Source organism: Martelella sp. UBA3392 (assembly GCF_002358775.1).
Classification (GTDB): Bacteria; Pseudomonadota; Alphaproteobacteria; order Rhizobiales; family Rhizobiaceae; genus Martelella; species Martelella mediterranea.
On record NZ_DEPM01000280.1, the window covers coordinates 8477 to 13698 of the forward strand.

6 protein-coding genes are annotated in these 5222 nt (G+C 64.2%); 3 read left to right on the plus strand and 3 right to left on the minus strand.

The window, feature by feature from the left end:
• Positions 1 to 79: 79 nt before the first annotated feature.
• Genes B4E36_RS21545 through B4E36_RS21555 form a run of 3 tightly spaced genes read left to right on the plus strand, consistent with a single transcriptional unit; the run spans position 80 to position 2942 of the window.
• Positions 80 to 1270, plus strand: a complete 1191-nt coding sequence (locus tag B4E36_RS21545) for an ABC transporter permease (RefSeq protein ID WP_292055418.1) — start codon at positions 80 to 82, stop codon at positions 1268 to 1270.
• Positions 1267 to 2205 carry an ABC transporter ATP-binding protein gene (locus tag B4E36_RS21550; RefSeq protein WP_292055417.1) on the plus strand — a complete coding sequence of 313 codons (939 nt, stop codon included), beginning with the start codon at positions 1267 to 1269 and terminating at the stop codon, positions 2203 to 2205. The genes B4E36_RS21545 and B4E36_RS21550 overlap by 4 nt, the downstream gene beginning before the upstream one ends.
• Positions 2206 to 2213: 8 nt before the next feature.
• Positions 2214 to 2942: an ABC transporter permease gene (locus B4E36_RS21555; protein WP_414673807.1), complete on the plus strand. Its 729-nt coding sequence runs from the start codon at positions 2214 to 2216 to the stop codon at positions 2940 to 2942.
• Between the two features lie 31 nt (positions 2943 to 2973).
• Here the strand turns inward: B4E36_RS21555 and B4E36_RS21560 are convergent, their stop codons facing one another.
• The 3 genes from B4E36_RS21560 to B4E36_RS21570 form a co-directional block, all read right to left on the minus strand.
• Positions 2974 to 3750 (minus strand): pyrroline-5-carboxylate reductase, encoded by a 777-nt coding sequence (locus B4E36_RS21560; RefSeq protein WP_292055415.1) that lies wholly within the window; start codon positions 3748 to 3750, stop codon positions 2974 to 2976.
• 248 nt (positions 3751 to 3998) lie between these two features.
• Positions 3999 to 4574 carry an NAD(P)H-dependent oxidoreductase gene (locus tag B4E36_RS21565; protein ID WP_345900810.1) on the minus strand — a complete coding sequence of 192 codons (576 nt, stop codon included), beginning with the start codon at positions 4572 to 4574 and terminating at the stop codon, positions 3999 to 4001.
• A gap of 84 nt (positions 4575 to 4658) precedes the next feature.
• On the minus strand, positions 4659 to 5042 hold the full coding sequence (locus B4E36_RS21570) for a winged helix-turn-helix transcriptional regulator (protein WP_292055413.1): 384 nt from the start codon (positions 5040 to 5042) through the stop codon (positions 4659 to 4661).
• Positions 5043 to 5222 lie beyond the last annotated feature (180 nt).

Here is a 5222-nt window from a genome sequence, read left to right on the forward strand (position 1 = left end):
TCTCCCTCAAGGGGAGAGATTGTTCGGAGCAAGATTGCCCGCTTCGGGGAAACACCGACCGACAGCCAGAAGGCAGAACATGTCAGCCATCACCGAGACAGAGACGAGCGCTGCCAGAAGGCTCGACAAGCTTGGCGTCATCGTTGCCGCGATCACGCTTGCGGGTCTGTTCCTGCAGCCTTTCGCACTGTCGCGGGCCAACCGCATCGTCTCCGCCGAGGGCGTTATGCTCTGGGCGGCGATGCCGCTGGCGCAGGCGATCGCGCTGATCGCCTTTCTGATGGCCGTGATTGCCGTCATTCTGCTGAAAACCCCGGTAAACCTCAGGCTGGCCGCGGCGGTGGCCGCGATCGCGGTGCTGGCGCTGATGGTCGGACGCGCCGGCTACTACCTGATGCCGGACGACAACCCCTATGCCCGCGTTTCACCCGGCGGTGGGTTCTGGATCATGCTTTTTGCGTTCTCGATCGCGATGGCCGATGCGATCGTGCGCAAACAGCTTACGCCGCTTGCCAGAATCATCTTTCTGCTCGCCGCCATTGCCGCGATCGGTGCGCTGTTGTGGTCGGGCGCGTGGAACGAGCTTTCGATCATCAAGGAATATGAAAACCGCGCCGACGCCTTCTGGCGCGAGGGCCGGATCCATGTGGCGCTCGCCTTCGGGTCGCTCGCGGCGGCGACGGTAGTGGGCATTCCCGTCGGAATCCTGTGTTTTCGTACGCCGCCGGTGCGCGCCAGCATCCTCAACGCCCTGAACGTGTTGCAGACTATTCCCTCGATCGCGCTGTTCGGCCTGCTGATCGCGCCGCTTGCCTGGATCGGCCGCACCGTGCCGGGGGCCGCCGAAATCGGGATCGCCGGGATCGGCTTTGCGCCGGCGATCGTGGCGCTGTTTGCCTATTCTCTGCTGCCGGTGGTCTCCAACACGGTCGCCGGCCTCGATAGCGTCCCGCGCGATGCCCGCGACGCCGCGCGCGGCATGGGCATGACCGGCCCGCAATTGCTGTTCCAAATCGAACTGCCGCTCGCCTTTCCGGTAATCCTCACCGGCATCCGCATCGTGCTGGTGCAGAATATCGGGCTCGCCGTGATCGCCGGGCTGATCGGCGGCGGCGGATTCGGCACCTTCGTATTCCAGGGCATCGGCCAGACCGCGACCGACCTCGTGCTGCTCGGCGCGCTGCCGGTGGTCGGCATGGCGTTTGCCGCAGCCATCATTCTCGATGCACTCGTTGAAATCAGCCAGAAGAAAAAGGTTCGTCGCCCATGATCGAGATCGATGGCATCACCAAGGTCTATGGCGAGGCGCGGGCCGTGGACAATGTCTCGCTCACCGTGGAGCGCGGCGAACTCGCGGCCATCGTCGGGACCTCCGGCTCCGGCAAAACCACGCTGATGCGGATGATCAACCGGCTCGTGGAACCCACCTCCGGCACGATCCGCATTGACGGGCGCGACAACCGCGACCTGCCGGCCTATGAGCTCAGGCGCGGCATCGGCTATGCGATCCAGGGCCACGGCCTGTTTCCGCATCGCACGGTCGCCGAAAACATCGCCACCGTGCCGAAACTTCTCGGCTGGGACCGCAAGAAGCGCGACGACCGCGTCGACGAACTGCTGACCCTCTTCAACCTCGAGCCCGAACTTTATCGTGACCGCATGCCGCAGGAGCTTTCCGGCGGCCAGAAACAGCGCATCGGCGTGGCCCGCGCGCTTGCAGCGGAACCGGCGCTGTTGCTGATGGACGAGCCCTTCGGCGCGCTCGACCCGATCATCCGCGCCAAGGCGCAGGAGGATCTGCTCAAGATTCAGCGGCAGTTCTCTACCACCGTCGTGCTGGTCACCCACGACATGGACGAGGCGATCCTGCTCGGCCACCGGATCGGCGTGATGCATGAGGGCAAGCTGCTGCAATATGCGCCGCCCGCCGAAATCATCGCCCATCCGGCCTCCGACTTCGTCAATGAACTGCTCGGCACCGGCGACAAGGCGTTCCGCATGCTGTCGCTGACGGCGGCGTCGAAAATGGTGGAGGAAGGCCCCGCCGAGGGTCCCCCCATCGCCGATACCGCGAGCCTCAGGGATGCGCTGGCGCAGATCCTCTGGACCGGACGCGATGCCGTGCCGGTGGAGCGCAACGGGGTCATCATCGGCCGCGTCACCCGCGACAGACTGCTGCAGCGGGCGGAAGGTCCGGCTTCATGAAGCTTGCAATGCTCACAAGGCTGGCGCTTCTGGCGCTGCTCGTGACCTTCATCGTCACGCCCGAGACCTTCGCGCCGGTGTTCGCGCCGTTCACGCAGAACAACGCCCCGGCGATCTACACGCAGACGAGCATGCTGTCGCTGACACTCAGCCACCTTGCGCTCGTGGGGCTGGCGACGCTCGCCGCGACGCTGTTTTCCGTGAGCCTCGCCATCATCGTCACCCGGCCCTTCGGCGTCGAATTCCTGCCGCTGTCGCGCTCGATCGCCAATATCGGCCAGACCTTTCCGCCGGTCGCCGTGCTGGCGCTGGCCGTGCCAATCTTCGGCTTCGGACCGATCCCGACGCTGATCGCGCTGTTTCTCTACGGGTTGCTGCCGATCTTCGAAAACGCGCTGACGGGGCTCACCAACCTGCCGGGCAATGTCTCGGAGGCCGCGCGCGGCGCGGGCATGACGGGATGGCAGCGGCTGGCGCAGGTGGAATTTCCGCTGGCCTTCCCCGTCATCCTCGCCGGCATAAGGCTATCGGTGGTGATCTCGCTGGCGACGGCCACGATCGGCTCGACGGTAGCGGCCAAGACGCTGGGAGAGGTCATCATCGCCGGGCTGTTGTCCAACAACACCGCCTTCGTGCTGCAGGGCGGCCTCGTGGTCGGCGTGCTGGCGCTTCTGATCCATGACGGCCTGGTCATGGTCGAACGCGCCATGGCACGGCGCACCGGAAGGCAGGCGTAAGGGAAGAGAATCCTGTGCTGTCCGGACCGTTTCAGGACTTCGCGTCCTCGAACCGCTGCCAGATGCCGTCGAGCGCCTTCGACAGCGCGCGGTAGACCCCTTCCTCTTTCAGATGCGCCAGCACCTGTTCATTGGTGCCGCCGCGGGTGGCGGATTCCCTGGTGAGGTCGGCGAAGGAGTGCTCCGGCGCGTTTTTCGCGGTGGCGGCAAGGGCGTAGAACACCGCGCCGGAAAATTCCCGGGCCTTGTCGGCCGGCACATTCTTCGCCGCCAGCCAGTCGGCGATCGTCTCGTAATAGGCGAACGCGCCGGCAAGGGTGGCGGTGGCGACGCAGAGCGCCTGGTATTCCCCGGCGGTTTCGACCGCGACCGGCGTGCCGAGCGGCTCGAACAGGTCGACCACCTCCTGATGCGGCGGATGGATCGGCGTCGGGCCGCCATGAAAGGCGACGGCGGGCAGCGGCGTGACCAGCGTGACCTTCTGCGCCGGCGCCGTCAGCTTTTCGATCTGCTCCACGCCATAGGTCGCCATGAACGAGACGACATGATGCGCGGGGCCGAATTTCAGGCCTTCGAGAATACCCACGGCATCCTGCGGGCGCAGCGCCAGGCAGACCATCTCCGCCCCGTCGATGACATCCTGATTGCTGCCCGCGACCGCGACGTTTTCGAACCTGTCTGCAAGGTCGCGCGCAATCGCCTCATTGCGCGGCGAAACGAGGATCGCCGGCTTTTCGCCCTCGACCGTGGAAAGGCCGGTGACCACGGCCCGGGTGATTTCGCCGGTTCCGATAAACCCGATCGTCATGGCGGTCTCCTTTGCTGTTTGGCGCGCACCATAAGAACTGCGCGCCGGTTTGGAAACGGCGGAGCGAAAAAAGAAAGCCGCCGGGGGTCGCCGGCGGCTCAATCTCTTGCGAAGTCCTCTCACCCGGTCCCGTCATGCCGGCGTCAAGCCGTTATCCGGGCTGCATTGCAATGCACTGGCGACAGATACGCATCTCACCGCCCTGGACCCCGGATCAAGCCCGGGGTGACGGAGAATTATAGGGCCTTTTAAGCGGCGCGCGCCGTCTTCAGCGCATTGGTCCACCAGACGAGGTCGTCGGTCATCGCCTTGGCGCCATCGATCAGATAGGGGAAATCCGCCATGGTCTTGCCTTCGCGCAGGATGCCGAGCAGTTCCGTCATGCCGATATGGACATTGTATTTGAGCGAGGCGACCTGAAGCTCCGCCAGGATCAGGCGAAGCTGCTCGACGGCGCGCGCGCCGCCCGTGCCGCCATAGGCGAGGAAGGTGGCGGGCTTGCGGTTGAATTCCTTGTAGGCGTAGTCGAGCGCGTTCTTCAAAACGCCGGTGATGCTGTGGTTATATTCAGCGACCGTGAACACGAAACCGTCAAGGCTCTCGAGCTTCTCGCCCCAGCGGCGGGCGACGTCGTTTTCCGGCGGCACCCAGGCCGGCGACATCTTTTCCTCGAAGAACGGCATCGGATAGTCGCGCAGGTCGACCACCTCGAAATCGGCGTCGTCGCGGTCCTTGACGATATCGAGATACCAGTTGAGCGGATGGTCGGCGAACCGTCCCTCGCGGGTGCTGCCGACGATGATGCCGATCCTGGGTCTGGTCACGGGAAACTCCTTGGTTATGAACAGTAACCAGCGAGTTAAACGTAACCGACCATGCCCGCAAGACGGCACTTTTTCATGCGCTACTTACCTTGAGGTAACCGGATTTTCCTTCGCCATATCGAAGGCAAGCTGCGACTGGTAGATGTCGTGCGCGTTTTCCCTGGTCCAGAGAAACAGCGGCATCATTGCCTGCTGCAGCCCGGCGCCCCGTTCCGACAGCGCATATTCCACTTTGGGGGGAATGGTCGGGTAGACGGTGCGGAGGACAAGGCCGTCGCGCTCGAGATTGCGCAGCGTGACAGTCAGCATGCGCTGCGAAATGCCGCCGATGGCGCGATGCAGTTCCTTGAACCGGATCGGCTCGCCCTTTTCGAGAACGCGCATCACCAGGATGGTCCACTTGTCGCCGATGCGCGACAAAAGATTGCCGATCGGGCGGCAGTCCTCGGGCAAATGATCGGGATTCATGGCGGGCGCTCCGGTTACGTTCGGTGCGCAGGTTACCGGAATGCGGGGCGGAGTTCAAATTCCGGGGCACAATCGGGCTGCAGGAGCTTCAGACAGTCTCCGCCCACGCCTGTCGAAAAACCCATCCAAAACAATCTTTCCCCTTGAGGGAGAGATGCCCCGACAGGGGCAGAGAGGGGT